The organism is Janthinobacterium sp. SUN118 (genome assembly GCF_030397695.1).
GTDB lineage: Bacteria > Pseudomonadota > Gammaproteobacteria > Burkholderiales > Burkholderiaceae_D > Janthinobacterium.
In genome coordinates this window covers 2,120,940-2,146,007 of sequence record NZ_JAPUBV010000001.1, presented here as the reverse complement: position 1 = coordinate 2,146,007, position 25,068 = coordinate 2,120,940, and the positions used below count along the sequence as shown (strand labels likewise).

Annotated in this window: 22 protein-coding genes; 13 read left to right on the top strand and 9 right to left on the bottom strand. The window is 64.4% G+C overall.

The window, feature by feature from the left end; genetic code table 11:
* Positions 1 to 8 precede the first annotated feature (8 nt).
* Positions 9 to 947 carry a lipase secretion chaperone gene (locus tag O0880_RS09690; RefSeq protein ID WP_289886194.1) on the top strand — a complete coding sequence of 313 codons (939 nt, stop codon included), beginning with the start codon at positions 9 to 11 and terminating at the stop codon, positions 945 to 947.
* Positions 948 to 1,021: 74 nt separating this feature from the next.
* Here O0880_RS09690 and O0880_RS09685 read toward each other — a convergent pair whose 3' ends face one another.
* The gene (locus O0880_RS09685) at positions 1,022 to 2,761 is read right to left on the bottom strand and encodes a methyl-accepting chemotaxis protein (RefSeq protein WP_289886193.1); all 1,740 of its coding nucleotides are present in this window, start codon (positions 2,759 to 2,761) and stop codon (positions 1,022 to 1,024) included.
* A 340-nt stretch (positions 2,762 to 3,101) separates the two neighbouring features.
* On the opposite strand from O0880_RS09685, the gene O0880_RS09680 reads away from it, so the two are divergent.
* From O0880_RS09680 to O0880_RS09650, 7 genes are all read left to right on the top strand, one after another.
* A complete protein-coding gene (locus tag O0880_RS09680; RefSeq protein ID WP_289886192.1) occupies positions 3,102 to 4,034 on the top strand; it encodes a 5'-nucleotidase in 933 nt (310 codons plus the stop codon).
* 221 nt (positions 4,035 to 4,255) lie between these two features.
* The gene (mfd, locus tag O0880_RS09675; RefSeq protein ID WP_289886191.1) at positions 4,256 to 7,699 is read left to right on the top strand and encodes a transcription-repair coupling factor; all 3,444 of its coding nucleotides are present in this window, start codon (positions 4,256 to 4,258) and stop codon (positions 7,697 to 7,699) included.
* A 55-nt stretch (positions 7,700 to 7,754) separates the two neighbouring features.
* Positions 7,755 to 8,597, top strand: a complete 843-nt coding sequence (gene serB / locus O0880_RS09670) for a phosphoserine phosphatase SerB (protein ID WP_289887333.1) — start codon at positions 7,755 to 7,757, stop codon at positions 8,595 to 8,597.
* Between the two features lie 132 nt (positions 8,598 to 8,729).
* Positions 8,730 to 9,458, top strand: a complete 729-nt coding sequence (locus O0880_RS09665) for a hypothetical protein (RefSeq protein WP_289886190.1) — start codon at positions 8,730 to 8,732, stop codon at positions 9,456 to 9,458.
* Positions 9,455 to 10,381 (top strand): TIGR04222 domain-containing membrane protein, encoded by a 927-nt coding sequence (locus O0880_RS09660; RefSeq protein WP_289886189.1) that lies wholly within the window; start codon positions 9,455 to 9,457, stop codon positions 10,379 to 10,381. Before O0880_RS09665 ends, O0880_RS09660 begins: the two co-directional genes overlap by 4 nt.
* 1 nt (position 10,382) lies before the next feature.
* Positions 10,383 to 11,228, top strand: a complete 846-nt coding sequence (locus O0880_RS09655) for a DUF692 family multinuclear iron-containing protein (protein WP_289886188.1) — start codon at positions 10,383 to 10,385, stop codon at positions 11,226 to 11,228.
* Entirely contained in the window at positions 11,225 to 11,482 is a 258-nt protein-coding gene (locus tag O0880_RS09650) for a hypothetical protein (protein WP_071323209.1), read from the top strand. The genes O0880_RS09655 and O0880_RS09650 overlap by 4 nt, the downstream gene beginning before the upstream one ends.
* Positions 11,483 to 11,574: 92 nt before the next feature.
* On the opposite strand, the gene O0880_RS09645 is transcribed toward O0880_RS09650, so the two are convergent.
* Positions 11,575 to 13,470 carry a serine hydrolase domain-containing protein gene (locus O0880_RS09645; RefSeq protein WP_289886187.1) on the bottom strand — a complete coding sequence of 632 codons (1,896 nt, stop codon included), beginning with the start codon at positions 13,468 to 13,470 and terminating at the stop codon, positions 11,575 to 11,577.
* A gap of 89 nt (positions 13,471 to 13,559) precedes the next feature.
* Here O0880_RS09645 and O0880_RS09640 point away from each other — a divergent pair, with 89 nt between their 5' ends.
* Positions 13,560 to 13,922 carry a hypothetical protein gene (locus O0880_RS09640; protein WP_071323208.1) on the top strand — a complete coding sequence of 121 codons (363 nt, stop codon included), beginning with the start codon at positions 13,560 to 13,562 and terminating at the stop codon, positions 13,920 to 13,922.
* Positions 13,923 to 13,961: 39 nt separating this feature from the next.
* Here the strand turns inward: O0880_RS09640 and O0880_RS09635 are convergent, their stop codons facing one another.
* The 4 genes from O0880_RS09635 to phaC all read right to left on the bottom strand — a co-directional run bounded on the left by O0880_RS09635 (position 13,962) and on the right by phaC (position 19,320).
* Positions 13,962 to 15,128: a cystathionine beta-lyase gene (locus O0880_RS09635; RefSeq protein WP_289886186.1), complete on the bottom strand. Its 1,167-nt coding sequence runs from the start codon at positions 15,126 to 15,128 to the stop codon at positions 13,962 to 13,964.
* 107 nt (positions 15,129 to 15,235) lie between these two features.
* A complete protein-coding gene (rimO, locus tag O0880_RS09630; protein ID WP_171985160.1) occupies positions 15,236 to 16,591 on the bottom strand; it encodes a 30S ribosomal protein S12 methylthiotransferase RimO in 1,356 nt (451 codons plus the stop codon).
* A gap of 215 nt (positions 16,592 to 16,806) precedes the next feature.
* The gene (gene phaR / locus O0880_RS09625; protein WP_071323205.1) at positions 16,807 to 17,370 is read right to left on the bottom strand and encodes a polyhydroxyalkanoate synthesis repressor PhaR; all 564 of its coding nucleotides are present in this window, start codon (positions 17,368 to 17,370) and stop codon (positions 16,807 to 16,809) included.
* 225 nt (positions 17,371 to 17,595) lie between these two features.
* Complete coding sequence (gene phaC, locus O0880_RS09620; RefSeq protein ID WP_289886185.1) at positions 17,596 to 19,320, bottom strand: class I poly(R)-hydroxyalkanoic acid synthase; 1,725 nt, start codon at positions 19,318 to 19,320, stop codon at positions 17,596 to 17,598.
* 238 nt (positions 19,321 to 19,558) lie between these two features.
* Here phaC and O0880_RS09615 point away from each other — a divergent pair, with 238 nt between their 5' ends.
* On the top strand, positions 19,559 to 19,792 hold the full coding sequence (locus O0880_RS09615) for a hypothetical protein (RefSeq protein ID WP_289886184.1): 234 nt from the start codon (positions 19,559 to 19,561) through the stop codon (positions 19,790 to 19,792).
* Between the two features lie 16 nt (positions 19,793 to 19,808).
* Here O0880_RS09615 and pgeF read toward each other — a convergent pair whose 3' ends face one another.
* Positions 19,809 to 20,594, bottom strand: coding sequence for a peptidoglycan editing factor PgeF (gene pgeF, locus O0880_RS09610; RefSeq protein ID WP_289886183.1), 786 nt, complete (start codon positions 20,592 to 20,594; stop codon positions 19,809 to 19,811).
* On the bottom strand, positions 20,594 to 21,619 hold the full coding sequence (locus O0880_RS09605; RefSeq protein WP_071323202.1) for an RluA family pseudouridine synthase: 1,026 nt from the start codon (positions 21,617 to 21,619) through the stop codon (positions 20,594 to 20,596). The genes pgeF and O0880_RS09605 overlap by 1 nt, the downstream gene beginning before the upstream one ends.
* A gap of 89 nt (positions 21,620 to 21,708) precedes the next feature.
* On the opposite strand from O0880_RS09605, the gene O0880_RS09600 reads away from it, so the two are divergent.
* Complete coding sequence (locus O0880_RS09600) at positions 21,709 to 22,512, top strand: outer membrane protein assembly factor BamD (protein ID WP_071323201.1); 804 nt, start codon at positions 21,709 to 21,711, stop codon at positions 22,510 to 22,512.
* 41 nt (positions 22,513 to 22,553) lie between these two features.
* Here O0880_RS09600 and yaaA read toward each other — a convergent pair whose 3' ends face one another.
* The gene (yaaA, locus tag O0880_RS09595; RefSeq protein ID WP_071323200.1) at positions 22,554 to 23,324 is read right to left on the bottom strand and encodes a peroxide stress protein YaaA; all 771 of its coding nucleotides are present in this window, start codon (positions 23,322 to 23,324) and stop codon (positions 22,554 to 22,556) included.
* A 30-nt stretch (positions 23,325 to 23,354) separates the two neighbouring features.
* On the opposite strand from yaaA, the gene O0880_RS09590 reads away from it, so the two are divergent.
* Together O0880_RS09590 and O0880_RS09585 are read left to right on the top strand one after the other, a co-directional pair.
* Complete coding sequence (locus O0880_RS09590; protein WP_289886182.1) at positions 23,355 to 23,789, top strand: putative toxin-antitoxin system toxin component, PIN family; 435 nt, start codon at positions 23,355 to 23,357, stop codon at positions 23,787 to 23,789.
* An 83-nt stretch (positions 23,790 to 23,872) separates the two neighbouring features.
* Positions 23,873 to 25,051, top strand: a complete 1,179-nt coding sequence (locus tag O0880_RS09585; protein ID WP_289886181.1) for a pyridoxal phosphate-dependent aminotransferase — start codon at positions 23,873 to 23,875, stop codon at positions 25,049 to 25,051.
* Positions 25,052 to 25,068: the final 17 nt, after the last annotated feature.

Below are 25,068 nucleotides of genomic sequence, written 5' to 3'. Positions count from 1 at the left end.
AGACGGCGATGCGCACGAACGCGAAATGGATGATGACGGGCGGCGTGGCGGCCCTGGCCCTGTATCTGGTGCTGCGGCCGGGCGAGCCGCCGGCCCCGCCGCCGGAAAAGGCCGAGCCGGACCTGTTCGCGTTCGTGCGCTCGATGGAAGGCACGCGGCCCGACGGCAACGTGACGGTGGCCGCCGGCGACAAGCTGGTGGTCGACGCGGAACTGGGTCACCTGTTCGACTATTACCTGGCGGGCCTGGGCGAAAAGCCGCTGGCCGCCATCCGCAGCCAGATCGAGGCGGAGCTGGACCAGCGCCTGAGCCCCGTCCCCGCGCGCGAAGCGAAGCGCCTGCTGGGCGCTTACCTCGACTACAAGCAGGCGCTGGCTGGCGCGGAACAGGCACTGCCCGCGCAAGCCGACCCCGCCATGGCGGCCCGCGCGCGGCTGCAAGCCATGCGGGCCTTGCGCGGCAATTACTTTACGGCGCAGGAAAGCGCGGGCCTGTTCGGCGCCAGCGATGCATATGACGACGATGCCGTGGCGCGCATGACGATACTCGGCGACGCCACGCTGGACGAGGCGCAGCGCCAGGCGAAACTGGCGGCGCTGGACCAGCAGCTGTCGCCGGCCCAGCGCGCCGCGCGCGACGCGCCGCTGCAGGTGGCCAAGCTGGACGCCTCGGTGCAGGCGCTGCGGGCCCAGGGCGGCGGCGAGAATGAAGTCTACCGCCTGCGCGCCAGCACGTTCACGCCGGCGGCGGCGGCGCGTCTGGCCGAGCTGGACCGCGAAGAATCGCAATGGCAGCAGCGCATCATCGCCTATCAGGCGCAAAAGGCCAGCCTGCCCGGCGGCGCGCAGGACGCGACGGCCGTACAGCAGCTGCGCGACGCCAGTTTCACGCCGGACGAACAGCGCAGGCTGGGTGCGTACGAACTGGCGCCGCCGGCAACGCCCTAGGATGCAAAACGGCCGCGCAAGGCGGCCGTCCCGTATCGGGCCGGCGGCAAGGCCGCCGTCCCCCTATCCCACGATCAGAATACTTCCCACTCGTCATCGCGCGATGCGTTCTTGTGCCCGGACGGCACGGCGCGCAGCACGGGACGCGGTTTCGCGGCCGCGCGCACGGGCGCCGCCACGATGCGCGGCTTGCTCGCCGTCGCCGCCACGCGCGCCGGCGCTGCCTGCATGCCGTCAAGCTTGAAGACGCTGACCACGCCGGCCAGCTGGCCCGACTGTTCCTGCAACGATTCGGCCGCGGCGGCCGCCTCTTCCACCAGGGCCGCATTCTGCTGCGTCACCTGGTCCATCTGGCCGATGGCCTGGTTGATCTGGTCGATGCCCGAGCTTTGCTCCTGCGTGGCCAGGCTGATTTCCGCCATGATGTCCGTCACGCGCTGCACACTGGAAACGATTTCCGCCATCGTGCTGCCCGCCTCGGCCACCAGCTTGCTGCCCGCGTCCACCGCCACGACGGAGTCGCCGATCAGGGTCTTGATTTCTTTCGCTGCGCCAGCCGATCTTTGGGCCAGATTGCGCACTTCCGTCGCCACGACGGCGAAGCCGCGCCCCTGCTCGCCCGCGCGCGCCGCTTCCACGGCCGCGTTCAAGGCCAGGATATTCGTCTGGAAGGCGATGCCGTCGATGACGGAAATGATGTCGACGATCTTGCGCGACGATTCGTTGATGGCATCCATGGTCTCGACCACCTTGCCCACCACCTCGCCGCCCTTGACGGCCACGCCCGAGGCGCTGCGCGCCAGCTGGTTCGCTTGCTGGGCGTTGTCGGCGTTCTGGCGCACGGTGGAGGTCAGTTCTTCCATCGACGACGCCGTCTCTTCCAGCGAGCTGGCCTGCTCTTCCGTGCGCGAAGACAGGTCCAGGTTGCCGCTGGCGATCTGCGACGAGGCCGTGGCGATGGTGTCCGTCCCGCTGCGCACCTGGCCGACGATGCTCACCAGGCTCGTGTTCATGTCTTTGAGGGCCTGCAGCAGCTGGCCCGTTTCTTCCGTCGTCTGCACGTCGATATGGCTGGTCAGGTCGCCCGAGGCCACCGTCTGCGCCACTTTCACGGCCGAGTTGATCGGTTGCGTGATGGCGCGCGTGATGTAGGCGGCGCAGGCGATGCCCACGGCCGACGCCAGCAGCGCCAGGATCAGCATCAGGCTTTCCGAGCGGACCACGGCCGCGCCGCCCGCCTTCACGCTGGCCTCGGCCACGCCGTTATTGAGCTTGATGATTTCGTTCAGGCTGCCCTCGGCCTTGCTGAACAGGCTGCGCGAATCCTGGTATTGCTTGTAGAACGCCACGAACAGGGTCTTTTGCTGCTGTTCGTCGCGGTTGTCGGCCAGCTGGCGCAGGATGGCGCGCACCTTGTCGTCGTCCGCCTTCCAGGCCGTCCACTCGTCCAGGAAGCGCTTCCACAGCACGGCTTCCTCGGGCGTCTGCGGCAGCGGCTCGTACAGCTTGCGTCCCGCCTCGATATTCGTCCAGGCCTTGGTGCGCAGCTGCAGCGCTTCCGCGAACTTGTCCTGTGCCTGGTAATTGTTTTCATAGATGGCCGCCGTCAGGGTGGCGGCGGCGACGGCCGTCTGGCCTTCGTTGATCATCAGCAAGCCCTGGATCGACGGCAGGCGCACCACGCCGATTTCATTGACGGCATCGCCCACGGTGGCGATGCCCGTATAGCCGCAGATGCCCACCACCAGCAGCGCCGCCATCATCACGGCGACGAGCGTCGCCAACTTCCATTTGATCAGTAAATTCTTAAACATGGCTAGGTCCTTTATAAAGTCACGATAACTGCTGGCGAGGTTGGGGCTGGCATGTTCGAGTAAAACAGCTGACACTTGTATAAAGGTGGCGGGGATGGGGCGTACGCTTCGTTACAATTGGCGAGATTTCATAAGAGGAAGCATAGTGGAAAATGCGGGCGCTGACTGTTACATACTTGATACAAGACAATATTTATTTCCTGACTGTGGCGCACCTTGCACAGTGGCATCAAAAATCCATCCGACGCCCCGCTTTGGTGCAAAAAATCGCGGCGTGCCGCTATTGGCTACGCAGTTAATAGTCGTATAAGATGGTCAACAAGCAAACAACAGGCACACCATGGCTTATCCTATCGAACACAAGCTGGTCATCGGCGTCGCCTCGAGCGCGCTGTTCGACCTGTCCGAGTCGCACCAGGTCTACCTCGACAGCGGCCCCGAGGAATACCGCAAGTATCAGGAAGCGCATATAGCCGAGGTGCTGCCGCGGGGCGTGGCCTTCCCCTTCATCCGCCGCTTCCTGAACATCAACAAGCACTATCCGCGCCAGTCGCCCGTGGAAGTGGTGCTGTTTTCGCGTAATTCGCCGGAAACGGGCTTGCGCGTCATGCACTCGATCGCCCATTACGGCCTCGACATCTCGCGCGCCGCCTTCATGACGGGCCAGTCGCCGTATCCCTACCTGCCCGCCTTCAACGCGTCGCTATTCCTCAGCGCCAATGAAGACGACGTGCGCAGCGCGCTGGACTGCGGCTACCCTGCCGGCCTGGTGCTGCCGTCGCGCACGGAAGACGATGTCAGCGACGAAGAGCTGCGCGTGGCCTTCGATTTCGACGGCGTGATCGCCGACGACGAAGCGGAAACCGTGTTCAAGCGCAACAACGACGTCGATGAATTCCACGCCCACGAAACCCTGAACGTGGGCACGCCGCACCGCCCCGGTCCGCTGGCCGACCTGTTCCAGAAGCTGGCCACCATGCAGCGCCTGGAGGAAAAGGCGCAGCGGCGCGACCCCGGCTACAGGAAGCTGCTGCGCATCGCCATCATCACGGCGCGCAACGCCCCGTCGCACGAGCGCGTCGTGACGACGCTGAAAAGCTGGGGCGTGGCGGCCGACGAGACGTTTTTCCTCGGCGGCATGGACAAGTCGCGCGTGCTGGCCGTGTTCAAGCCGCATATCTTCTTCGATGACCAGATGAGCCATCTGAAATCGGCGGGCGGCACGATACCGATGGTGCATGTCCCGTTCGGCATCGCCAATGCCCGCGCCTGATCAAACCTGCCGCGCGGCGCGCTATGCGGCCTGCGATGTTCACCGCGCGAAAGTACGCTTGCGCTTCCTGACCACGAATCAGCGCCGCTCGCGACGGTTTTCTCAAGCGCGGGGATAGAGGCGATGGTCTATAATCTTGCCTGTCGGCGCCGTCACTGGCGGCGCTGCGCGCACCACAGCCGTCCCACTCAACTGCCTCTGCCACTAGCGTCGTCGCCTGCATGTCCTTAGACTTAACAAAATCCCTCCCCAAGCCCGGCAGCCGCTATGCGCTGCCCGCCCTGTATGGTTCATCCGACGCCTATGCGCTGGCATTGGCCGCGCTGGCATTGAAGGCGCGCGGCCAGATGCTGGCCGTGGTGGTGGCGCAGGCCAGCGACGGCCAGCGCCTGCTCGATGAAATCCCTTGGTTTGGCGGCAAGGAACTGCGCTGCCACCTGCTGCCGGACTGGGAAACCCTGCCCTACGACGCCTTTTCGCCGCATCAGGACCTGGTGTCCGAGCGCCTGGCCACCCTGCACGAAATCGGCAACCGCCAGTGCGACGTGCTGATCGTGCCGGCCACCACGGCGCTGGTGCGCCTGGCGGCGCCATCCTTCCTGGCCGCCTACACCTTCTTCTTCAAGAAGGGCGAAAAGCTCGACGAGGCGCGGCTGAAGTCGCAGCTGACCCTGGCCGGCTACAGCCACGTCTCGCAAGTGATGTCGCCCGGCGAATACTCGGTGCGCGGCGGCCTGCTCGACCTGTTCCCCATGGGCTCGGCCCTGCCCTACCGGCTCGACCTGTTCGGCGACACCATCGAGACCATCCGCACCTTCGACGCCGACACCCAGCGTTCGCTGTATCCCGTGCACGAAGTGCGGCTGCTGCCGGGGCGCGAATTCCCCATGGACGAGGCGGCGCGCACCACCTTCCGCAACCGCTGGCGCGAGCAGTTCGAAGGCGACCCTTCGCGCTCGGTCGTCTACAAGGACATCAGCAGCGGCATCGCCTCGGCCGGCATCGAATACTACCTGCCCCTGTTCTTCGAGCAGACGGCCACCCTCTTCGACTACCTGCCGCCCGACGCCTCGCTGGCCCTGGTGGGCGACATCGACGCCGCCATCGGGCGCTTCTGGACCGATACGCAGTCGCGCTACCGCTTTTTAAAGGCGGACCGCGAGCGGCCCATTTTGGCGCCCGAAGCGCTGTTCCTCTCGGATGAACAGTTCTTCGGCCTGGCCAAGCCGTATCCGCGCCTGGCCATCACGAAGTCCAACGATGCGCTGGCGTCCGAACTGTCGGCGCCCGTACCGAACATCGCCGTCAACCGCCGCGCCGACGATCCGCTGGCCAACCTGCGCAGCTACCTGCTGCAATCGGGCCGCCGCGTGATGATCTGCGCCGAATCGAATGGCCGCCGCGAAACCCTGCAGCAGTACTTCACCGAATACGATTTGCACCTGACGCCGGTGGAAGGCTGCGACGGCTTTTTGCAATCCGACGCCAAGCTGATGCTGGGCGTGGCGCCGCTGCACGCGGGCTTCGAACTGTTCACGCCGGAAGGTAATTTATCCTTCATCACGGAGACGGAACTGTATGCCGGTTCCGGCCGCAGGGTCGGCACGAAGAAACAGGAAGGCGTGACGCAGGTCGAGTCGATGGTGCGCGACCTGTCGGAGCTGAAGATCGGCGACCCGGTGGTGCACATCAACCACGGCATCGGGCGCTACATGGGCCTGACCAGCATGGACCTGGGCGAAGGCGAAACCGAATTTTTGCACCTGGAATACGCCAAGGACACCAAGCTGTACGTGCCCGTGTCGCAGCTGCATGTGATCTCGCGCTATTCGGGCGCCTCGCCGGAAGACGCACCGCTGCACTCGCTCGGTTCGGGCCAGTGGGAAAAGGCAAAAAAGCGCGCGGCCGAACAGGTGCGCGACACGGCCGCCGAGCTGCTCAACCTGTATGCGCGCCGCGCGCTGCGCCAGGGCCACTCGTTCGAATTCTCGGCGCACGACTACCAGCGCTTCGCCGACAGCTTCGGCTTCGACGAGACGCCGGACCAGGCCGAGGCCATCAATAACGTCATCAAGGACATGACCTCGGGCAAGCCGATGGACCGCCTCGTGTGCGGCGACGTCGGCTTCGGCAAGACGGAAGTGGCGCTGCGCGCCGCCTTCATCGCCGTCATGGGCGGCAAGCAGGTGGCCATCCTGGCGCCCACCACCCTGCTGGCCGAACAGCATGCGCAAACCTTCGCCGACCGCTTCGCCGACTGGCCCGTGCGCATTGCCGAGCTGTCGCGCTTCCGCACCGGCAAGGAAATCACGCAGGCGTTCAAGGGCATGGCCGACGGCACCATCGACATCGTCATCGGCACGCACAAACTGCTGTCGGACGATGTGAAGTTTACCCGACTGGGTCTGGTCATCATCGACGAGGAACACAGGTTCGGCGTGCGCCAGAAGGAAGCGCTGAAAGCGCTGCGCGCGGAAGTGGACGTGCTGACGCTGACGGCCACGCCGATCCCGCGCACGCTGGGCATGGCGCTGGAAGGCTTGCGCGACTTTTCCATCATCGCCACGGCGCCGCAAAAGCGCCTGGCCATCAAGACCTTCGTGCGCAGCGAGGGCGAAGCCATCATCCGCGAGGCGTGCTTGCGCGAACTGAAACGGGGCGGCCAGATCTACTTCCTGCACAACGAGGTGGAAACCATCCAGAACCGCCTGGCCATGCTGACGGAACTGCTGCCCGAGGCGCGCATCGCCGTGGCGCACGGCCAGATGCACGAGCGCGACCTGGAAAAGGTCATGCGCGACTTCGTCGCCCAGCGTTTCAACATTTTGCTGTGCACGACCATCATCGAGACGGGCATCGACGTGCCGACGGCGAACACCATCATCATGCACCGCGCCGACAAGTTCGGCCTGGCGCAGCTGCACCAGCTGCGCGGCCGCGTGGGCCGCTCGCATCACCAGGCCTACGCCTATCTGCTCGTGCACGACGTGCAGGGCCTGACAAAACTGGCGCAGCGCCGCCTGGACGCCATCCAGCAGATGGAAGAGCTGGGCAGCGGCTTTTACCTGGCCATGCACGACCTGGAAATCCGCGGCGCCGGCGAGGTGCTGGGCGAGAGCCAGTCGGGCGAGATGACGGAGATCGGCTTCCAGCTGTATTCGGACATGCTCAACGAAGCCGTGCGTTCGCTGAAGGCCGGCAAGGAGCCGGACCTGGCGGCGCCGCTGGCGTCGACGACGGAAATCAACCTGCACGTGCCGGCCCTGCTGCCGGCCGATTTCTGCGGCGACGTGCACGAGCGCCTGTCGATCTACAAGCGCCTGGCCAACTGCGCCACGCAGGACAAGATCGACGATATCCAGGAAGAGCTGATCGACCGCTTCGGCAAGCTGCCCGACCCGGTGAAGGCGCTGATAGAGACGCACCGCCTGCGCATCGCGGCCAAGACCGTGGGCATCGTCAAGATCGACGTGCATGGCGAGGCGGCCACTCTGCAATTCATGGCCAAGCCGCCCATCGACCCGATGCGCATCATCGAGTTGATCCAGAAAAACCGCCACATCAAGCTGCATGGCCAGGACAAGCTGAAAATCACGGCCGCCATGCCGGACCTGGCCGCGCGCGTGACGCAGATCAAGACCACCATCAAGCAATTGACGGTTTAGACTATTCATACCATTTATGCAGGGCTGACCCATGACCAATACCAAGACCATCACCATGAATCTGATCCTGCAGGGCCTGGACGGCGACAGCGCCCGCCTCGAGCGCATCGCCGCGCTGGCCGCGCCGACGTCCATCACGCGCCTGGGGCCGAACGCCGTGCGCTGCGAAAAGATCGCCTATTCGCCCGCGCTGCGCCCCACCATCGAAGTGGCGGCGCAGGCGGCGCAGCTGGACGCCACCTACATGATGGGCCAGCGCGAACTCGCCGAGTTCAAGCTGGTGGCGATGGACATGGATTCGACCCTGATCACCATCGAATGCATCGATGAAATCGCCGACATGCAAGGCTTGAAGCCGCAAGTGGCGGCCATCACGGAAGCGGCCATGCGCGGCGAGCTCGATTTTGCCGCCAGCCTGACGCAGCGCGTGGCCCTGCTCGAAGGCCTCGATGCGTCCGCCCTGCAGCGCGTCTACGACGAGCGCCTGAAACTGTCGCCCGGCGCGGAAACCATGCTGGCGGCCGTGCAGAAGGCGGGCCTGAAAACCCTGCTGGTGTCGGGCGGCTTCACCTTCTTCACGGAACGCCTGAAGGAACGCCTGGGCCTTGACTACACGCACGCGAACGAACTGGAAATCGTCGACGGCAAGCTGACGGGCAAGGTATTGGGCGGCATCGTCGACGCCGAGGAAAAACAGCGCACGGTGGAACGCGTGTGCAAGGAGATGGGCATTTCCCCGTCCGAGGCCATCGTCATGGGCGACGGCGCCAACGATTTGAAGATGATGGGCATCGCCGGCCTGTCCGTGGCCTTCCGCGCCAAGCCCGTCGTGCGCTCGCAGGCCGACGTGGCGCTGAACTTTGTCGGCCTCGATGGCTTGCTCAACGTACTGAGCTGAGCTGGTGCCGGCCTGAGTTGGCCTGGGCTGGCGGCAGATGGCAAGGTAGCGGGCGGCGCGCGCACGGTTGCATATTTTTGCTATATTGCAAACTTGTGCATACCGAGCTTGTCCACCGTGAAAGAATACCGCATGCCGCCATCGTTGCCAGAAGAGATAGAACGCCACCTGGCGTTGTTTGTCGCCGCCGCGCACCACGCCTTCGGCGCGGACCTCGCCGCCGCCGTGCTGTTTGGCTCGGCCGCGGACGGCCAGTTGCGCGCCACGTCCGACGTCAACCTGCTGTTGCTGCTCAAGCGCTTTGCGCCGCCAGCGGCCGATGCGCTGCGCGGGCCCTTGCGCATGGCGCACGCCGCCATCGATCTGCAGGTGATGTTCCTGCTCGAGAGCGAATTGGCGGAGGCGGCCGACGCCTTCGCCGTCAAGTTCGCCGACATCATCGCGCGCCACCAGGTGCTGCATGGCGTCGATCCTTTCGCCAGCCTGCACACCAGCCGCGACGCCGTGCTGCGCCGCCTGCGGCAGGTACTGCTGAACCAGCAGCTGCGCATGCGCGAACGCTATCTGCTCCTCAGCCTGAACGAGGAACAGCTGGCCGGCGCCATCGCCGACGCCGCCGGCCCCCTGCGCTCGGCGGCGGCGTCACTGGCGCAGCTGGACGACCTGGCGCCGTTGTCCGGCAAGCAAGCGCTCGAAGCGTTTGTCGACGGGCTGGGTGACCCTGCCTTGCACGCGGCCTTGCAAGCCATGTCGACGGCGCGCGAAACGGCGCGCCTGGCGCCGGGGCAGGCCCTGCCCGCCTTTACCGGCCTGATGGCCATTACCGAACGCCTGCGCGAGCACGCGGAGCAGATGCGGTGAACGGCCTCAATCCGTTTTACTGGAGCGGGCCGTGGTTCCTGCTCGCCTACCTGCTCTTCGGCGTGCTCGTGCTGTACCTCGTGCGCGAGCTGCTGATGCGCCAGGAACTGCGCAATCCGCATGCCCAGCTGACGCTCGCCGAGGACCCCTACCGTATCGCCTTCCTGCGCGGCGGCGCGCTCGAAGCCGTGAAGATCGCCGCCATCGTGCTGATCGACCGCGGCTTGCTGCGCGCCGCAGGGCCGCTGCTGGCCACGGCCAGCGCCGACAGCCTGCGCTTCGCCAGCCATGACATCGAGCGCGACGTGCTGCGGCTCTTCCTGGGCCGCCAGGGCCACAGTAAGGAACTGGCCGTGCAGGCCGCGACGCTGCCCGCGTGCCGCGCCTACCTGGAGACCCTGACGCAGCAGGAACTGCTGGTCGGGCCGCCGCTGCTGCGCCGGCGCGCGCGCATCACCGGGATCGCGCATTACCTGCTGCTGGCGGTGGCCGCCATCAAGGCCATCGTCGCCATCGCCAACGGGCATTACAACCTGCTGTTCCTGGCGTTGCTGCTGGCGCTCTTCCTGCTGATCTTGCGCAGCCTGCGCACGCGGACGAGCAGCTGGAGCGCGCAGCGGCTGCTGGCCGACCTGCGCATGCTGTTTGGCCGGCTGAACATGCGTTCGTCGCGCCTGAAGGCGGGCGACGGCAGCGCCGACATGGCGCTGCTGGCCGCCATCTTCGGCATCGGCGCCTTGCCGCTGTCCGTGTACACGTATATCGCCGAACTGTATCCGGCGCCACGGTCCGGCAACGGCGGCGGCGACAGTGCATCGGGCAGTTCGAGTTCCGGCGACTCTTCATCGGGCGGCGACGGCGGCGGTTCGTCGTGCGGCAGCGGCTGTGGCGGGTGCGGCGGTGGCGGCGGCTGTGGCAGCTAGCATGGCGGTAGCACCGGACCGCGTCGGTCTGGGCTGGCGCGGCGAACTGGCAGCCGGCATCCTGTCGAATCTGGCGCACATCGACGTGCTGGAAGTGATCGCCGACGACTATTACCGCGCCTCGCGCGCCGGCATCGCCGCGCTGTGCAGCCTGGCGCGCCAGGTCCCGCTGAGCCTGCACGGCGTCGGCATGGGACTGGCGTCGACGATACCCGCCGATCCGCGCCGCCTGCACGCGATGGCGCGCCTGATGCGGCAGGTGCAAGCCGAATCGTGGTCCGAGCATCTGAGTTTTGTGCGCGCCGGCGGCGTCGAAATCGGCCACCTGGCGGCGCCGCCGCGCACGCCGCACAGCGCCGCCGGCGCAATCGCCAATATCGCGCTGGCCACGCGCATCGTCGGCAGCGCGCCGCTGATGGAAAACATCGCCACCCTGGTCCAGCCGCCGGCCAGCACGATGGACGAAGCGGCATGGCTGGCGCAGATCGTCGACGGCGCGCAAGTGCCGCTGCTGCTCGACCTGCACAACCTGTATGCGAACGCCGTCAATTTTGGCGAGGCGCCGGAAGAGCTGTTGCTGCGCCTGCCCCTGGCCAGGGTCGGCGCCGTGCACCTGAGCGGCGGCCACTGGGTGGAGCAGCCGGACGGCGCGGGCAGGCGCTTGCTGGACGACCATCTGCACGACGTGCCGCCCGCCGTCTTCGCTTTACTGACCCTGCTGGCGCGCCATGCGCCACAGCCGCTGACGGTGATCGTCGAACGCGACGGCAATTACCCGTCGTTCGCGCATGTGCTGGACCAGCTGGCACTGGCGCGCGCGGCCTTGCGCGCGGGGCGAAACGCATGAGTTCCCCTGCGCTGGAAACCTACCTGGCGCAGCTGTACACGGACGACGCCTTGCGCCGCGCCTTCCTGCTGGCGCCGCATGCACAAGCGCTGCTGCATGGCTTGTCGGCGCAGGAAGCGGACGCGATGGCGGCGATGGACCGCATCGGCCTGCAGATGGCGGCGGCCAGCTATCGCGCCAAGCGCGCCGGACATGGGACCCAGGCCAGGCCGGCGCAACGCTGGTGGCGCCGCCTGCTGGCAGGCTGGATCTGACCGGCGGACCGGCTGGCAAAGCGACAGACTGACCGCCGGACAGGCCTACAACCGGGCAGAATTGCAGTCGGACAGACTTGCCGTCTGTCCCCCTACAGCTGCCACATGCGCAGCGGCAGCAAGCCCCACCAGGCCAGCACCAGCAGCAGTTGCAGGGCCGCCAGCAAGGCGACCCAGTCCCATTTTTCCAGGGTGCCCGCCTCCGCCGCCGTGCCGCGGCTGCGCCAGCAGCGCGCCAGGCCAAAGGCCATGGCCAGCGGCAGCGCGCCCGTGGCCAGCGCCAGCAACACGCTGGCCACCGTCACGTCGCCCAGGCGCAGCCAGGACTGGAAGAAATAAAATGGCAGCGGCAAGGCCAGCGACAGCAACGACAGCAGCGGCGCAAACAGGTGATCGCCACGTCCCAGGGTGCGGCGCGCGGCGCGATACAGGCCCGCCAGCAGCACGTACAGCAAGCCCGCCGCGCCCAGCGCCAGGCTGCCCCACAACACCAGCATGCGCAGCATCGACGCCCGCTCATAGCTGCGCAAGCCGTCGCTGAGCACATGCCGGCCCTCCTCCTGCAGCAGCACGTGCGACGGCGCGCTGCGGTCGCTGGCGCGGAACAGGAAGCCGCCCACCGGCTCCAGCTCCTTCGGCTCGCCCTGGAATGGAATCAGGAACAGCGATTCGCCATCCCATTTCAGGCGCGTGAAGCCGAAGACGGCGTCGACCCAGGCCATGCTGGCCATGGGGCTGGGCGACGGCACATACACGCCCTGCCAATTTTCCACCGTGGGCGCGGGGATGCCGCGCGCGGCCGGCGCGCGCAGCGGCAAGCCCAGGTCGCGCAGCAGCAGGCGGTTGAAGCGTTCGTAGTCGGCTTGCTCCGCATCCGTGTTGACGGCCACGAAAAACGCGCTTTTCTGTTCCGGGTAGATGCACAGCATGGCGCGGAAACCCACGCCCGTCCCAGGATGGCAGGCGCCCACCACATTGTGGCGGTCGCGCACGGCCAGCGCCAGGCCATGTCCCGTTTCCAGGCCCGCCTGCGCCGCGTCCGTGCCGGCCGGCTCCGACAAGGCGCCCAACAGGGCCAGGTCGATGAACTGCCTGCCCTGCAGCTGGCCGTCGCCCATCAGGAATTGCGCCAGCTTGCCCATGTCGGCCGCCGTCGTGGTGAACTGCGTGGCCGGGCGCAGGTACTGGGGCACGACCGCCTGCGCCACGCCGCGTTCGAAGTGGCCCATGGCCAGGCGCGGGTCGGCCTGCGTTCCCGCCTGCGTGCTCATTTGCGTGACAAAGGTAAACGTGCTGTCCATCATGCCCAGCGGCTGCAGCAGCTGCGCATCGAGATAGCGCTCGTATGGCTGGCCCGTGACTTTCTCGATCACCATGCCCAGCAAGCCATAGCCCATGTTCGAATACGCATAGCGGCTGCCGGGACGGGCGCGCACGCGCAGCAGGCCGCCACCGCCGTCAAACGCGGCCGCCAGCGGCGTATCCGGCGCCGGTTTCAGGCTGAACGCCTGCCAGAAGCGCACATTGTCCAGACCGGACGTATGCGCCAGCAAGTGGCGGATGCGCACGGGGTCGCTGGCCTGCCACGGGTTTTTCAGCGCCAGCTCGGGCAGCACCTGCTGCACGGGCGTGTCGAGCGTGAGCTTGTCTTCGCTGATCAGGCGCAACACGCCGAGCGCCAGCGCCACCTTGGCCACGGAGCCCACCTGCACGCGCGTGTCCGCCTGCATGGGCGCCTTGCTGGCCGCATCGCGCAAGCCGGCCGCGCCCATGCGCATGCTCCCGTCGGGCAGGATTTCACTCCACACGGCGCCTGCCAGCGCCTCGTCCTGCAAGCCGGCCGCCATATCGGCCTGCAGCGTGCCGCCGGCGGCATGGGCAGCGGAAAGCATGCCCGCCTGCGCGGCGCCGCACAGCAGCAGCGCCGGCAAGGCGCGCCGCAGCCACCGGCGCGCGCGCGCGGCCATCGTCGTCGTATCTGATTTCACCAATTCATTCCGCCTTTTCCATGCATGGATCGCCCCCCGTGCCAACATTGCTTGCTACAATAAAAACCTGACCAAGCAAGGGAGACTCCATGTCACAAGAGATTATTCTCGATAGCAAACTCCAGCAGACCAAGAATTTGGCCTGGTGGTTGTACCTGATACATGGCGCCAGCTTCGTGTTTTCGCTGGGCGCCTTTTCCTTCATTCCGCTCATCATCAATTACGTGAAGCGCGATGAAGCGGCCGGGACCTTTGTATACAGCCATCACAGCTGGATGATCCGTTCCTTCTGGTGGTATGTGGCCTGGATCGTCGTCGGCGCCGTGCTGTGGATCACCATCATCGGCATTCCGCTGGCCTTCGTCGTCTGGGGCGTGGCATGGCTGTGGAAGGCCTACCGCCTGCTGCGCGGCTTCCTCGACCTGAACAACAATACCCCCGTACCCATGTAAGGCGCGTTCGCGGCAGGCGCCCCACCTGCCGCCCTTCCACTACATCGACGCGAACGCCCGTTCGATATCGGCGATCAAGTCCTGCGGATCTTCCAGCCCCACATTCAGCCGCACCAGCTGGCCCGGCAGCTGCCAGCCCTTGCGCATGGCGGCGATACGGTAGGGCATCACCAGGCTGTTGGCGCCGCCCCAGCTGTAGCCGATCTTGAACAACTGCAAGGCATCGACGAAGCGGTCCGTCTGCGCCTCCGTGTAGCGGGGATCGAACAGCACGGAAAACAGGCCGCCCGCGCCCGTGAAGTCGCGCTGCCAGATGGCGTGGCCCGGACAATCGGCGAACGCCGGATGCAGCACGGTGGCGATCTCGCCCCTGCCCTTGAGCCAGGCGGCCACCGTGCGCGCGCCCGCGTCGTGGGCGTCGAAGCGCAGCTTCATGGTGGGCAGGCCGCGCAGCACCAGGTAGGCGTCATCCGCGCCCACGCCCATGCCCAGACGCATGTGCGCCTGCGCCAGGCGCTCGTGCAGCGCGCGCTCGCGCGTGATCAGGGCACCCATCAGCACATCCGAGCCGCCCGACTGGTATTTCGTCAGCGCCTGCATGATGATGTCCACGCCCAGGTCGAAACCGCGCAGGGCCAGGCCGGCCGACCAGGTGTTGTCGAGGGCGACCAGCACGCCGCGCGCATGGGCGGCCGCGCAGATGGCGGGCAAGTCCGGCACTTCCATGGTCACCGAACCCGGCGCTTCCGTCCAGATGAGCTTGGTATTGTCCTGGATCAGGGCGGCGATGCCGGCACCGATGAGCGGATCGTAATAGCGGGCCGTGATGCCGAAATCGTGCGCCAGCCAGCGTCCCAGCTCGCGGTTCGGGTTGTAGATGTTTTCCGGCAGCAATACATCATCGCCCGTCTTCAGCAAGGCAAAGTCCGCCATGGCGATGGCCGCCAGGCCCGACGGCGCCAGCAGGCAGTGCGTGCCGCCTTCGATCTCGGCCAGCCGCGCTTCCAGGGTGAACGTGGTGGGCGTGCCATGCAGGCCGTAGGTGTAGGCGTTCTTCTCTTTCCAGTCGCCCGAGCGCATGGCCGCCACGTCCTTGAACAGCACGGTCGACGCGTGATGGATGGCATTCGGAAACGCGGCAAAGCCTTGCGGCGCCTGGTAATCGCTGTGGATCAGCGCGGTCTGCGGGGATTTTGGTGTGGTCATGGCGTCGGCTAAGTGCGTGGACAAATAAAAAGGCGGGCCAGCAATTGCTGGTCCGCCTTGATTGTAAGGGCTTTGCGCCCTGTACGCCGTACGACTGTTACACCTGCTTACTCGGCGGCGCCCCACAGGTCGTGCGCGTCGGCCGAGGTGATGGTCACGTCGACGAACTGGCCCACCGCCAGCTTGCGGTGCGGCTCGAACGGCGGCTTGACGTAGACGACGCCATCGATTTCCGGCGCGTCGGCGGACGAGCGGCCCACGCCACCCGAGCGGGTGACTTCATCGATGAGCACGCGCACGGTCTTGCCGACCTTGGCTTGCAGGCGTTTTTTCGAGATTTCTTCCTGCAGCAGCATGACGCGGCCGCGGCGCTCTTCGCGCAATTCTTCCGGCACGGGGTTGGCGATGGCGTTGGCCGTCGCGCCTTCGACGGGCGAATACGCGAAGCAGCCCAGGCGGTCGATCTGCGCTTCCTTGAGGAAGTCGAGCAAGTACTCGAATTCCGCTTCCGTTTCGCCTGGGAAACCAGCGATGAAGGTCGAGCGGATGGTGAGATCCGGGTTGATGGCGCGCCAGGCCTGGATGCGGTCCAGGTTTTTCTCGCCGCTGGCCGGGCGCTTCATGCGTTTCAGCACGTCAGGATGCGCATGCTGCATCGGGATGTCGAGGTATGGCAGGATGTGGCCGCCGCTCATCATCGGGATGATCTGGTCCACGTGCGGGTACGGATACACGTAGTGCAAGCGCACCCAGGCGCCGTAGGACTTGGCCAGCTCGCCCAGCGCTTCCGTCAGCTGCGTCATGTGGGTCTTGATGGGACGGCCATTCCAGAAGCCGGAGCGGAATTTCACGTCCACGCCATACGCCGAGGTGTCTTGCGAAATGACCAGCAATTCCTTGACGCCGGCCTTGAACAGGTTTTCCGCTTCGATCATCAATTCGCCGATCGGGCGCGAGACCAGGTCGCCGCGCATCGATGGGATGATGCAGAAGCTGCAGCGGTGGTTGCAGCCTTCGGAAATTTTCAGGTAGGCATAGTGCTTCGGCGTCAGCTTGACGCCTTGCGGCGGCACCAGGTCGAGGAATGGCGCATGCGGCTTCGGCAAGTGAAAATGCACGGAATCCATCACTTCGGCCAGCGCGTGCGGGCCCGTGACGGACAGCACTTTCGGGTGCACCTTCATGATGATGTCGTCGCCGGCAGCATCTTTCTTGGCGCCCAGGCAACCGGTCACGATGACCTTGCCGTTTTCGGCCAGCGCTTCGCCGATGGCGTCGAGCGACTCTTGCACGGCAGCATCGATGAAACCGCAGGTATTGACGATCACCAGATCGGCGCCAGCGTAGGATTTCGCCGTTTCGTAACCTTCGGCGCGCAGTTGGGTCAGGATTTGTTCGGAATCGACCAGCGCTTTCGGGCAGCCGAGCGAGACAAAGCCCACTTTCGGTGCCGCACCTGGCATGGCCAGCATGGCCTCGGGCTGGGCGGAAGGAACGGGAATACGGTGAATTTCAGACATAGTTGGCAGCTAGTAAAATGGTGAGGCGAATCGGCTATTGTACCCCGAGCCGCCCCTTGCTGGCAGAACTATGCTGTGAATGACGCTGATTTGATATCAAAAATACACGCAAATGAGGCGTATGGGCAGCAATACCCCCATACGCCAGCATCTGACGATTATTTCTTGTCTGTTGGCGGGACTGGCGGCACGAACGGGAAGGTACCGAACAGGTTCTTGCTCTGGCTCTGCATCTGCTCCTGCATCTGCACGAACAGGCTCTTGCTCTGGTCGATATAGTTGTTCATCATGCCTTGCATCATTGGACCCTGGACATTCATGAACTGGGTCCACATTTCCGGGCTGAATGGCTTGCCTTCGAAGCTGCCGGCCGAGGTGCCCGTGAACTTGTGCTGGATATCGGTGAACGCTTGCACGTTCTTTTCCAGGTAGGACCCCATCATGCCCTGCATGGCGTGGCCATAGTAGCGGATGATCTGCGACAACACGCCGCTGGAGAACATCGGCACGCCGCTGGCCTCCTCTTCCAAAATGATTTGCAGCAAGATGCTACGCGTCAAGTCTTCACTGGACTTGGCATCGACCACCGTGAATTCCTCATTGTCCAACACCAGCTGCTTGACGTCCGTCAAGGTGATGTAGGAACTGGTTTGCGTGTCGTACAGACGGCGGTTGGGGTATTTTTTAATCAGGCGGTCTATACTTTTTTTTGCACTACTCATCACAAGTTCCACTTATTGCGCCGCAGCGCATACTGAGTTAATCCGAAAAAAAAGCGAACGTGGGTCCGCTTTCGCACCTGCCTACGTTTTCCATTATAGAGTGGAAAATGGCTACATTGCACATTCGGAGCGAAGATTCCCACATTTATTGCAACGCAACTAAAAGTAGGTTCTTGACAAGACCACAGATCACTGCGGCCTTGCCTGCCGGCAGGGCTTGCAATCCTAGTCCGCCCTGACTTTAACATACCGCCCCGGCGCCGGCTCGATTGCCGCGTGGCGTTTATTGCCGGGCTTGCCTGGCGCCTTCACCTGGGCGCCGCCGTGCTCCGCCAGGAAGGCCGCCCATTCCGGCCACCAACTGCCCACGTGCTCGGTGGCGCCTTGCAGCCATTGCTCGGCACTCAGGGGCTTGGCCTTCGCCGTGCGGGCGCCTTTGCCTGCGTCATTGCTCCAGTAACTGCGCTTTTTCTTCGAGGCGGGATTGATCACGCCGGCGATATGGCCCGACGCGCCCAGAATAAAACGGTTGGCCTTCGGCTTCTTCGGATTCAGCAAAGCCGTGCTCGCATACGCAGCGCCCCAGGGCACGATATGGTCTTCGCGCGAGCCGTAGATGAAGGCGGGTGCGTCGATGCTGCTGAGGTCGATTTTCTCGCCGGCCACGGTCAGCTTGCCCGGCACTTTCAAGCTGTTTTCCAGGTAAGTGTTGCGCAAATACCAGCAGAACATGGGGCCCGGCAAGCCCGTGCCGTCGCCATTCCAGTACAGCAAATCAAACGCGGGCGGTTCCTTGCCCTTCAGGTAATTCGACTGCACGTAATTCCACACGAGGTCGTTCGGCCGCAGGCTGGAGAACGTGCTGCCCAGGTCGCGGCCCGACATCAGGCCGCCCTTGGCCAGCGTCTGCTCGCGCAACGCCACTTGCGGCTCGTCGATAAAGACATCGAGCGCGCCCGTGTCGCAGAAGTCGAGGAAGGTCGTCAGCAGCGTCAGGCTGGCGGCCGGATTCTCGCCGCGCGCCTTGAGCACGGCCAGCGCCGTCGAGACGATGGTGCCGCCCACGCAAAAGCCGAACATATTCAGCTTGTCCTGGCCCGACACCTCCTGCGCCACCCATATGGCGGCGATCACGCCCTGCTCCACGTAATCGTCCCACGTCAGGTGCTGCATGCTCAGGTCCGGATTGCGCCACGACATGAGGAACACGGTGTTGCCCTGCTCCACCGCGTAGCGCACGAGCGAGTTTTCCGGCTGCAAGTCAAGGATATAGAATTTATTGATGCACGGCGGCACCATCAACAGGGGCCGCTGGTGTACCGTGGCGGTCGTCGGCGTATACTGGATCAGCTGGAACAGCGCATTTTCAAACACCACCGTGCCCGGCGTGGTGGCCACGTTGCGGCCCACCTCGAACGCCGATTCGTCGGATTGCGAGATGCGGCCCTTCTGCATGTCGGCCAGCATGTTGCTCAAGCCCTTGGCCAGGCTCTCGCCCTTGGTCTCGATCAGGGTTTGCTGGGCGTCGGGATTGGTGGCGAGGAAATTGGCGGGCGACATGGCGTCGACGATTTGCTGCACGGCGAATGCAATCTTTTGCTTCTGATGCGGCGTCGCTTCCACGGCCTCGGCCATGGCGGTGAGGAATTCGGCGTTCAGCAAATACGCGGCCGCATTGAAGGCCGACAAGGGGCTCGCATGCCAGGCGGGCGCAGCAAAGCGGCGGTCTTTCAGTTCCGGCGTCTTGCCGGCCATAAAGTCAGCCCACAAGCCCGTCAGCTTGGCCACGTAGGCGTTTTTCAGTTGCTCGATCGCTTCCGGCTTGATGCTGGCGCCCGCATCCTGCAAAATGCCGGCAATCGGATTGCTGGAAGGCTGCGGTACCATGTTGAACCACGTCTTCCACTGCTCAGGATTGCTGATCTGCGCCATCCATTCTTTAGTCATCATTTGAGGATCGGGCATATTCATAGCTATATAAGTCCATTCAAGAATTGAGAACGCCGAACAAAACCGACTGTGCGTCGGCATGGGCGGCCTGCGATGCTCACCGCACATTCGTACGGTTGCGCGTCTTGGCCACCTCTCCCTTCCGCTCGCTACGGTTTTATCAGGCGTGAAAACGTCGTCGAAGAATAAATACTTTTTGGATCAACTGCATGCAAACTCTTACCGACTGTCAATACTCATGATGCTCATGACCGCTGTTGCCTGGATCTACGTCGTCGGCCTCATGGCGCTGACGGAACCGTCCATCGTCGCCGGGGTGATGACCTTCGTGCTGTACTGCGTCATCCCCCTGTCCATCCTATTCTATCTGACGGGCTCGCGGCGACGCAAACGCAAGGCGGCGCGCATCGCCGAACAGCACGCGCGCGCCCTTGCCTCAGCAGACGATAAAACAAAAACGGCAGACACATAAGTGCCTGCCGTGCAGATTATTTGCGCCAGATCAAGCTGGCCTGTCTTCCCGTGACGCCATCGCGCCGGTAAGAATAAAACTGCGCCGCATCGCTGACGGTGCAGTATTCCCCTCCCGCCACCTGCGCCACGCCATCGCGCAGCAGCATGGTGCGCGCCAGGCCATAGATATCGGCCAGGTACTTGCCCGGCTTGCCAGCGATGGCGCTGAACGCATCGGACAGCACTTGTCGCTCGGCAGCATCGCGCGCGCCGTCGCGAAACGCCTGCAGCACGTCGTGCCCCACTTCGAATTGCTGCGGGCCAATGGCCGGCCCCAGCCAGGCGAGGATGTCCATCGCGCCCTGCGCGCGCATGCGCTCCACCGTGCGCTGCAAGACGCCGTTGGCCAGGCCGCGCCAGCCCGCATGGGCCGCGCCGACGACGAGGCCATCGCTTGAGCTGAACAGCACCGGCAGGCAATCGGCCGTCATCACCACGCATACGGCACCCGCCTGCGTGGCGATGCTGGCATCGGCATCGGGCACGCAACCGTCGAGCTTGCCGGCATCGGCCACGGCCACGCCATGCACCTGCGACAGCCAGGCCGGTTGTGACGGCAGCATGGCGGCCAGCCGCGCACGGTTGGCCGCCACGTGCGCGGGCTCGTCGCCCACGTGCGTGCCCAGGTTCAAGCCACCGCCGCCCTGCCCGTCACCGTATGGCCCCAGGCTGACGCCGCCCGCGCGCACGGTCGCCCGCGCGCCCACGTTCGCGGGCAAGCCGGGCCAATGGGGAATCAGGCAAGACAACGGTGCCGTCATCAGACCTGTTCCGGCTCGGGAATGCCGGCGGTGGCGATCAGTTCCGCGAAGTCATCGGCCAGCGGCACGATCCACTCGCACGCTTCCAGCGTGCCCGGATGCACGAGGCCCAGGCGGCGCGCCTGCAGCGCCTGGCGCGAGAACACGGACACCAGGTGCTGCTTGCCGTACACATAATCACCGACCAGCGCAAAGCCCAGGTGCTGCATGTGCACGCGGATCTGGTGGGTGCGGCCTGTTTCCAGACGGCATTGCATCAGGCTCACGGGACGGCGGTCGAGTTCGCCGCTGCCGATCAATTCATAGTGCGTGATGGCGGGCTTGGCCGTGAAATTTTCCGACACGGCCATCTTGACGCGGTCGCGCGGGTGGCGCGCGATGGAGGCGTCGATGGTGCCCGCCGCCTTCGGCGTGCCCCACACCAGCGCGAAATACTCGCGCTTGACGGTGCGTGCCTGCAACTGGCGCACGAGGTCCGTCTGCGAGGCAAGCGTCTTGCCGACCACCATCAGGCCGCTCGTATCCTTGTCCAGGCGGTGCACGATGCCGGCGCGCGGCACGCCCGCCAGCTGCGGGCAGTGGTGCAGCAGGCCGTTGAGCAGGGTGCCCGACCAGTTGCCGGGGCCCGGATGCACGACCAGTCCGGCCGGTTTGTTGATCACGATGATATGCTCATCCTCGTGCACGATGTTCAATTCCATCGCTTCCGGCTTAAAAGCCTCGTCTTCCGGCGCGCTTTGCGGCAGAATGACGATCTTTTCATCGCCATAGGCGGTCATGTTGCGTTTGGCAACTTTTCCGTCCACGGTCACGAAACCGGCTTCCAGCCACAATTGCAAGCGGCTGCGCGAATATTGCGGCACCAGCTTGGAAATGACTTTATCGAGGCGGTGGCCGCAGGCGTCCGGCGTCAGTTCCAGTGTAATCGGGGCCATTTCCTCGAAGACGTCGTCGGCGGCAAAATCGCCGTCAAATGCCTCTTCGCTACCATGGTCAGAAAGGGAGTCAAACGCGGGGTCAGCCAAATTAGGCTTCGGAGTTAATATCACAGCATTCCCATCGGCTATAATCAGCCTATTGTAAAATCTTGGTTAAAACCTTCTTGCAAAACGTCATGCAAAAAAAATTATCGTTGGTAGTCGCTTCAGTCGTTCTGCTCGGCATGTCCGCTTGCAGCTTGTTGCCTGAAAAAGTGGATGAGACCAAAAACTGGTCCGTTACGAAATTATACTCGGAGGCGCGTGAAGAAATGTCCGGGCAGCACTATGAAGCTGCAATCGGTCTGTTTCAGAAGCTGGAGGCTAACTATCCTTTCGGCAACTATGCTCTGCAAGCGCAGATGGAGATCGCTTACGCGTATTATAAGTCGGGAGACCAGGCTCAGGCGTTGGCTGCCGTCGAACGCTTCATCAAGTTGCATCCGAACCACGCCAATGTGGACTATATGTACTACTTGCGGGGCCTGATCAGCTTTAACGACCAGATCAGCTTCCTGAACTTCCTGTACGAGCAAGATCCGACCGAGCGCGACCCGAAAGCCACGCGCGAAGCGTTTGCGGCCTTCAAGCAACTGGTCGATAAGTTCCCGAACAGCAAGTACGCACCCGATTCGCTGGCCCGCATGAATTACCTGATCGATGCGATGGCGAAATACGAAGTGCACGTGGCGCGCTATTACTACCGCCGCGGCGCCTACCTGGCCGCCGCCAACCGCGCGCAAACGACGATCAGCGACTTCGCCGCCTCGCCGGCGATCGAGGAAGCGCTGTTCATCATGTACCGCTCGTACGACAAGCTGGGCTTGACCGACTTGCGCGACGACGCCTTGCGCGTGCTGACCAGGAATTACCCGAACACGGCATTCCTCAGCCCGGAAGGGGTGAACAAGGAACGCAAGTGGTGGAAGTTCTGGCAGTAAGATAAGAAAAAACCGGGCTTGCCCGGTTTTTTTCTTGCCAACTAGTCCCCCACGCGGCGGCGGAATACCCAGTTCTTGTCATTCGACGCTTCCGGCACGAAAGCATAGCCGTCCACGTCGAACCGCTTCAGCTGTTCCGGGTCGCGGATGGCGTTCACGGCCGCATAGCGGGCCAGCATACCGCGCGCGCGCTTGGCGTAGAACGAAATGATTTTATACTTGCCGTTCTTCCAGTCCTCGAACACGGGCGCGATGACGGGCACGTCCAGCTGGCGCGGCTTGACGGATTTGAAATATTCCTCGGAAGCAAGATTGACCAGCACTTTCGCGCCCTGCTCCTTGGCTGTGCGGTTCAGGCCGTTGGTGATGGTATCGCCCCAGAACGCATACAGGTCCTTGCCGCGCGCCGTCGACAGCCGCGTGCCCATTTCCAGGCGGTGCGGGTGGATCAGGTCCAGCGGGCGCAGCAAGCCATACAGGCCCGACAGGATGCGCACGCGCGACTGGGCGTAATCGAGCTGGGCCGGCTGCAGGCTGCGCGCCTCGAAACCGGCATACACGTCGCCATTGAAAGCCATGATGGCCTGGCGCGCCTCGGCCAGCTTGGGCGTCCAGGACGCGTAGCGGGCCACGTTGAGGGCGGACAGGGCGTCGGAAATGCCCATCAGGCTGCCCACCTCGGCCGGCGAAAACTGGCGCATGCGGTCTATCAGCTGGGCGGAATGGTCGAGGAAATCGGGGGTGCTGTGCAACGAGGTTGTTGGCGGCGTCTCCAGGTCGAGACTCTTGGCGGGCGAAAGCACGATCAACATAAATTATCACTACAGAATAGAATTGCCGACATGATACCTGCTCCACAAAAACTCGTCCTCGACACCAACGTTTGCCTCGACCTGTTCGTCTTCAACGACCCGCGCTGGGCGCCCCTGCTGGCCGCCATGGAAAGCGGCGCCGTGCAAGCCATCACGCGTGAGGATTGCCGCGCAGAATATCTTGTCGTGCTGCACTACAAGCATTTGCCGCTCGATGAAGCGAGCCGCCCCGTCGCCGCCGCCCGCTTCGATGCGCTGATCACCGTGGTGGCGCCGCCCGTCTCCGGCGTGCGCCTGCCCGTCTGCACGGACAAGGATGACCAGAAATTCCTCGAACTGGCGCGCGACGCCAACGCCGACATCCTCATCACCAAGGACAAGGCCCTGCTGAAACTGGCCCGCAAGACGGCCAAGGCCGGCATGTTCAAGATCATGGTGCCGGAAGGCTGGGCGCCAGCGAGCTGAGCCGGCTCGGACGCCCCCGCAACGGGGCGCGCTGCGCTAGAATAGGCAACGATCCTATTTTCCGCACTGCGACCCTACCGTTCATGAACAGCCCGTCCCTGCCCCACGCCACGCCCATCCTGACCACCCGTTTGCCTGCCGTCGGCACCACCGTGTTTACACGCATGTCCAGCCTGGCGGCCCAGCACGGCGCCGTCAACCTGGGCCAGGGCTTTCCCGATTTCGACTGCGACCCGGCCCTGGTCGAGCTGGTCGGCGACGCCATGCGCGCCGGCCACAACCAGTATCCGATGATGACGGGCGCCGCGCCCCTGCGCGAGGCCATCGCCGCGAAGGTCGCCAGCCTGTACGGCCACGCCTATGATGCGGCCACGGAGATCACCGTCACGGCCGGCGCCACGCAGGCACTGACGACGGCGATCTTGTGCTGCGTGCACCCGGGCGACGAAGTCATCGTCATCGAACCGGCCTATGACAGCTATTTGCCGGCCATCGCGCTGGCCGGCGGCGTGCCCGTGCTGGTGTCCATGGAAGTGGGCGAACAGGGCTACAGCGTGCCGTGGGACAAGCTGGCCGCCGCCGTCAGCAGCAAGACACGCTTGATCATCATCAATACGCCGCACAATCCGACCGGCACGATCTTGCGCCCGGCCGACGTGGCCACCCTGGCCGACATCGTGCGCGGCACGCAAATTTTGATCCTGTCCGACGAAGTCTACGAGCACATGGTGTACGACGGCGTGCCGCACGCTTCATTGAGCCGCAATGCGGAACTGGCCGCGCGCAGCTTCATCGTCTCGAGCTTCGGCAAGACCTATCACGTGACGGGCTGGAAGGTCGGCTATGTAGCGGCCCCGGCAGCCCTGACGGCGGAGTTCCGCAAGGTGCACCAGTACAATGTGTTTACCGTCAATACGCCGATGCAGCGCGGCATCGCCGGCTACATGGCGAATCCGCAGCCTTATCTGGACTTGCCCGCCTTCTACCAGCGCAAGCGCGACCTGTTCCGCGACGGTCTGGCGGGCAGCCGCTTTACCCTGCTGCCGGCCGACGGCACGTATTTCCAGTGCGTGCGCTACGATGCCATTTCGCAAGACAGCGAAGCGCAGTTCGCCGAATGGCTGACGGCGGAAATCAAGGTGGCGGCCATACCCGTGTCCGCGTTTTACGCGCAGGGCAAGGAATCGGGCATCGTGCGTTTCTGCTTTGCCAAGAAGGACGAGACCTTGCGCCTGGCGCTGGAGCGCCTGCGCACGATTTGATGCAGCGCCCTGCCGAC

What these genes read in the sequence shown, in the direction of transcription:
- O0880_RS09590 (WP_289886182.1), top strand. Translation starts at nt 23,355, where the DNA reads ATGATACCTGCTCCACAAAAACTCGTCCTCGACACCAACGTTTGCCTC.
- O0880_RS09680 (WP_289886192.1), top strand. Translation starts at nt 3,102, where the DNA reads ATGGCTTATCCTATCGAACACAAGCTGGTCATCGGCGTCGCCTCGAGC.
- mfd (WP_289886191.1), top strand. Translation starts at nt 4,256, where the DNA reads ATGTCCTTAGACTTAACAAAATCCCTCCCCAAGCCCGGCAGCCGCTAT.
- rimO (WP_171985160.1), bottom strand. Translation starts at nt 16,591, where the DNA reads ATGCCAGGTGCGGCACCGAAAGTGGGCTTTGTCTCGCTCGGCTGCCCG.
- O0880_RS09600 (WP_071323201.1), top strand. Translation starts at nt 21,709, where the DNA reads ATGCAAAAAAAATTATCGTTGGTAGTCGCTTCAGTCGTTCTGCTCGGC.
- O0880_RS09640 (WP_071323208.1), top strand. Translation starts at nt 13,560, where the DNA reads ATGTCACAAGAGATTATTCTCGATAGCAAACTCCAGCAGACCAAGAAT.
- O0880_RS09685 (WP_289886193.1), bottom strand. Translation starts at nt 2,761, where the DNA reads ATGTTTAAGAATTTACTGATCAAATGGAAGTTGGCGACGCTCGTCGCC.
- pgeF (WP_289886183.1), bottom strand. Translation starts at nt 20,594, where the DNA reads ATGACGGCACCGTTGTCTTGCCTGATTCCCCATTGGCCCGGCTTGCCC.
- O0880_RS09650 (WP_071323209.1), top strand. Translation starts at nt 11,225, where the DNA reads ATGAGTTCCCCTGCGCTGGAAACCTACCTGGCGCAGCTGTACACGGAC.
- phaC (WP_289886185.1), bottom strand. Translation starts at nt 19,320, where the DNA reads ATGATGACTAAAGAATGGATGGCGCAGATCAGCAATCCTGAGCAGTGG.
- O0880_RS09635 (WP_289886186.1), bottom strand. Translation starts at nt 15,128, where the DNA reads ATGACCACACCAAAATCCCCGCAGACCGCGCTGATCCACAGCGATTAC.
- O0880_RS09690 (WP_289886194.1), top strand. Translation starts at nt 9, where the DNA reads ATGCGCACGAACGCGAAATGGATGATGACGGGCGGCGTGGCGGCCCTG.
- phaR (WP_071323205.1), bottom strand. Translation starts at nt 17,370, where the DNA reads ATGAGTAGTGCAAAAAAAAGTATAGACCGCCTGATTAAAAAATACCCC.
- O0880_RS09615 (WP_289886184.1), top strand. Translation starts at nt 19,559, where the DNA reads ATGATGCTCATGACCGCTGTTGCCTGGATCTACGTCGTCGGCCTCATG.
- O0880_RS09665 (WP_289886190.1), top strand. Translation starts at nt 8,730, where the DNA reads ATGCCGCCATCGTTGCCAGAAGAGATAGAACGCCACCTGGCGTTGTTT.
- serB (WP_289887333.1), top strand. Translation starts at nt 7,755, where the DNA reads ATGAATCTGATCCTGCAGGGCCTGGACGGCGACAGCGCCCGCCTCGAG.
- O0880_RS09655 (WP_289886188.1), top strand. Translation starts at nt 10,383, where the DNA reads ATGGCGGTAGCACCGGACCGCGTCGGTCTGGGCTGGCGCGGCGAACTG.
- O0880_RS09585 (WP_289886181.1), top strand. Translation starts at nt 23,873, where the DNA reads ATGAACAGCCCGTCCCTGCCCCACGCCACGCCCATCCTGACCACCCGT.
- yaaA (WP_071323200.1), bottom strand. Translation starts at nt 23,324, where the DNA reads ATGTTGATCGTGCTTTCGCCCGCCAAGAGTCTCGACCTGGAGACGCCG.